Origin of the sequence: Promicromonospora kroppenstedtii DSM 19349 (assembly GCF_000515355.1) — a bacterium.
GTDB classification, from domain to species: Bacteria; Actinomycetota; Actinomycetes; order Actinomycetales; family Cellulomonadaceae; genus Promicromonospora; species Promicromonospora kroppenstedtii.
Genome location: NZ_KI911726.1, coordinates 9384 through 13096, shown reverse-complemented (window position 1 = coordinate 13096; position 3713 = coordinate 9384). Strand labels below are relative to the sequence as shown.

Sequence of the window (3713 nt, the reverse complement as noted above, 5' to 3'; positions counted from 1 at the left end):
CGGCGCGCCGCCCTGCTCGGCGACGTCGGCCGCTGGGCGGAGGCGCGCGACGCGTGGCAGGAGTGTCTGGACCAGCACCTCGAGCTCGGCCTCGGCGGCGTCACCGCGGTCCGGGAGGAGCTGGCGCGGGCCACGGTCCGGGAGGCCGCCGACCCCTAGTCCCGACGCCGCGAGATGGTCCGCCCCAGCCAGACCAGCGGGTCGTACCGCCGGTCGGCCACGCGTTCCTTCATCGGAATGAGCGCGTTGTCGGTGATCTTGATGCCCTCGGGGCACACCTCGGTGCAGCACTTGGTGATGTTGCACCGGCCCAGCCCGTGCTCGTCCTGTGCCGCGGGCACCCGGTCGGCGACGTCGAGCGGGTGCATCTCCAGCTCGGCGATGCGCATCAGGAACCGCGGGCCGGCGAACGCCTCCTTGTTCTCGTCGTGGTCGCGCACCACGTGGCACGTGTCCTGGCACAGGAAGCACTCGATGCACTTGCGGAACTCCTGCGAGCGCTCGACGTCGACCTGCGCCATCCGGTACTCGCCCGGCGCGAGGTCGGTGGGCGGTGTGAACGACGGCACCTCGCGCGCCTTGGCGTAGTTGAACGACACATCGGTCACGAGGTCGCGCAGCACCGGGAAGGTGCGCATCGGCGTCACGGTGACGACGTCGGTGGGCGCGAACACGGACATCCGCGTCATGCAGAGCAGCCGCGGGCGCCCGTTGATCTCCGCCGAGCACGACCCGCACTTGCCCGCCTTGCAGTTCCACCGCACCGCGAGGTCGGGCGCCTGGGTGGCCTGCAGGCGGTGCAGGACGTCGAGCACCACCTCGCCGTCGTTCACCTCCACGGTGAAGTTCGCGAGCGCCCCGCCGTCGGCGTCGCCGCGCCAGACGCGGAACCTGCCCTCGTAGCTCATGGTGTGCCTCCCTGTCCTGGATGCTCCGCGAGCTCCGGCGCCGTGTAGTACTTCTCCAGCTCGGGCAGGTCGAACAGCGCGAGCAGGTCGGCGCGCATCGGCACGCGCTCGGCGGGTTCGACGGCGGTCCGCGGCACGACGGCGCGGGTACCCGCGCCGTCCGCACCGCCCACATCGACGCAGTGCGTGACCAGCACCCGGTGCCGCCACTGCGGGTCGAGCCCCGGGTGGTCCTCGCGGGTGTGCCCGCCGCGGCTCTCCGTGCGCAGCAGCGCGGAGGACGCCACGGCCTCGCTGACCATGAGCATGTTCCGCAGGTCGAGCGCGAGGTGCCAGCCCGGGTTGTACTGCCGGTGCCCCTCGACGACGACGTCGTGCACCCGGGCGCGCAGCTCGGCGAGCCGGTCGAGCGCGGCGACCATCTCGGCCTCGGTGCGGATGATGCCCACCAGGTCGTTCATGACGCGCTGCAGGTCGGCGTGCAGCGCGTACGGGTTCTCGCCGCCGGCCGCGGCGGGGTGCACGTCGAAGGGGGCGAGCGTCATCGCGGCGGCGACCTCGACGTCGGCCTCCCGGATCGCCGGACGGCGTTCGAGGCCGGTGACGTAGTCGGCCGCGCCGAGCCCCGCCCGGCGGCCGAAGACCAGGAGGTCGGACAGCGAGTTGCCGCCCAGCCGGTTCGAGCCGTGCATGCCGCCGGCACACTCCCCCGCCGCGAACAGCCCGGGCACCCGCGACTGGCCCGTGTCGGGGTCCACCTCGATGCCGCCCATCACGTAGTGGCAGGTGGGGCCCACCTCCATGGGTTCGGCGGTGATGTCGACGTCCGCCAGCTCCTTGAACTGGTGGTACATCGACGGCAGGCGCCGCTTGATCTCCTCGGCCGGCATGCGGCTGGCGATGTCCAGGTAGACGCCGCCGTGCGGCGAGCCGCGCCCCTCCTTGACCTCGGTGTTGATGGCGCGCGCCACCTCGTCGCGGGGCAGCAGGTCGGGCGTGCGGCGGTTGTTCTCCTGGTCGTCGTACCAGCGGTCGGCCTCGTCCTCGGTCTGGGCGTACTGGCCCTTGAAGACGTCCGGCACGTACCCGAACATGAACCGGTCGCCGTCGGAGTTGCGCAGCACGCCGCCGTCGCCGCGCACGCCCTCGGTCACGAGGATGCCCTTGACGCTGGGCGGCCAGACCATGCCCGTGGGGTGGAACTGCACGAACTCCATGTCCACCAGGCTCGCTCCGGCCCGCAGCGCCAAAGCGTGGCCGTCGCCCGTGTACTCCCAGGAGTTGGACGTGACCTGGAACGACTTGCCGATCCCGCCCGTGGCCAGCACGACGGCGGGCGCCGAGAACAGCACGTGCCGGCCGGACTCGCGCCAGTACCCGAACGCCCCGGCGATCGGCGCGCGGCTGCCGGGCCCGGCGGGGTCGGTCAGCAGCTCGGTGACGGTGCACTCGGCGAACACCCGCAGCCGCGCCTCGTAGTCACCGGTGGCGGCATGGTCGGCCTGCTGCAGCGCCACGATGCGCTGCTGCATGGTGCGCAGCAGCTCCAGGCCCGTGCGGTCGCCGACGTGCGCGAGCCGCGGGTAGGTGTGCCCGCCGAAGTGCCGCTGGCTGATCCGGCCGTCCGCCGTCCGGTCGAACAGGGCGCCGTACGTCTCCAGCTCCCAGACGCGGTCGGGCGCCTCCTTGGCGTGCAGCTCCGCCATGCGCCAGTTGTTCAGGAACTTGCCGCCGCGCATGGTGTCGCGGAAATGCACCTGCCAGGAGTCGTGCTCGTTGACGTTGCCCATCGCCGCCGCGCAGCCGCCCTCGGCCATCACGGTGTGCGCCTTGCCGAACAGCGACTTGCAGACGATCGCCGTGCGCAGCCCGCGCTCGCGGGCCTCGATCGCGGCGCGCAGCCCCGCACCACCCGCGCCGATCACGAGGACGTCGTAGTCGTGCCGTTCGATCTCGGTCAAGACGGGTCTCCTTAGCCGATGAGAGGGCTAGCCGATGAGGCGGAGGTCCACGACCGTCCCGCGCGCCACGAGCATCACGTACAGGTCGGTGAGGATCAGGGAGGCGAGCGTGATCCAGGCGAAGAACATGTGCCGCGTGTTCAGGGCCGAGATCCGGGTCCAGAACCAGTACCGGACCGGGTGCTTCGAGAAGTGCGTGAGACGCCCGCCCATCACGTGCCGGCACGAGTGGCAGGACGCCGTGTAGCACCACAGCAGCACGACGTTGGCCAGCAGCACCAGGTTGCCGACGCCGACCACGAAGCCGTCGTCGGGGTGCCGGAACGCGACCAGTGCGTCATAGGTGTTCACCAGCGAGACCAGCACCGCGACGTAGAAGAAGTACCGGTGCACGTTCTGCATGACCAGGGGGAAGCGCGTCTCGCCCGTCTGCCGGGCGTGCGGTTCCGGCACCGCGCACGCCGCGGGCGCGAGCCAGAACGAGCGGTAGTACGCCTTGCGGTAGTAGTAGCAGGTCAGCCGGAACAGCAGGAGGAACGGCAGGCTGAGGGCCGCGTACGGGATCAGCGGGTGGTCCGGCAGGAACATGCCGAAGTGCGAGGAGCCCGGTTCGGCCGCACAGCCCAGCGACACGCAGGGCGAGTAGAACGGTGTCAGGTAGCGCTCGTCGGCGAAGAAGTAGGCCTGCTGGAACGCCCGCGCGGTCGCGTAGACGACGAAGACCAGCAGACCGAGCGCGGTCGCGAGCGGGGCCAGCCACCAGCGGTCGGTGCGTAGCGTGCGGACGCCGACGGCGGCGCGTCCGGGCGCATCGACCCCGCGCCACGCGGGGTGGCGCGCGGTC

At 71.6% G+C, this 3713-nt stretch carries 3 protein-coding genes; all 3 read right to left on the bottom strand.

The window, feature by feature from the left end; genetic code table 11:
* Positions 1 to 155: 155 nt before the first annotated feature.
* Positions 156 to 908, bottom strand: coding sequence for a succinate dehydrogenase/fumarate reductase iron-sulfur subunit (locus PROKR_RS21425; RefSeq protein WP_036967135.1), 753 nt, complete (start codon positions 906 to 908; stop codon positions 156 to 158).
* Positions 905 to 2869, bottom strand: coding sequence for a fumarate reductase/succinate dehydrogenase flavoprotein subunit (locus tag PROKR_RS21420; protein WP_036967132.1), 1965 nt, complete (start codon positions 2867 to 2869; stop codon positions 905 to 907). The genes PROKR_RS21425 and PROKR_RS21420 overlap by 4 nt, the downstream gene beginning before the upstream one ends.
* A 27-nt stretch (positions 2870 to 2896) precedes the next feature.
* Positions 2897 to 3713 (bottom strand): hypothetical protein (locus PROKR_RS21415; RefSeq protein ID WP_036967131.1); only part of this gene is annotated, 817 nt, incomplete at its 5' end.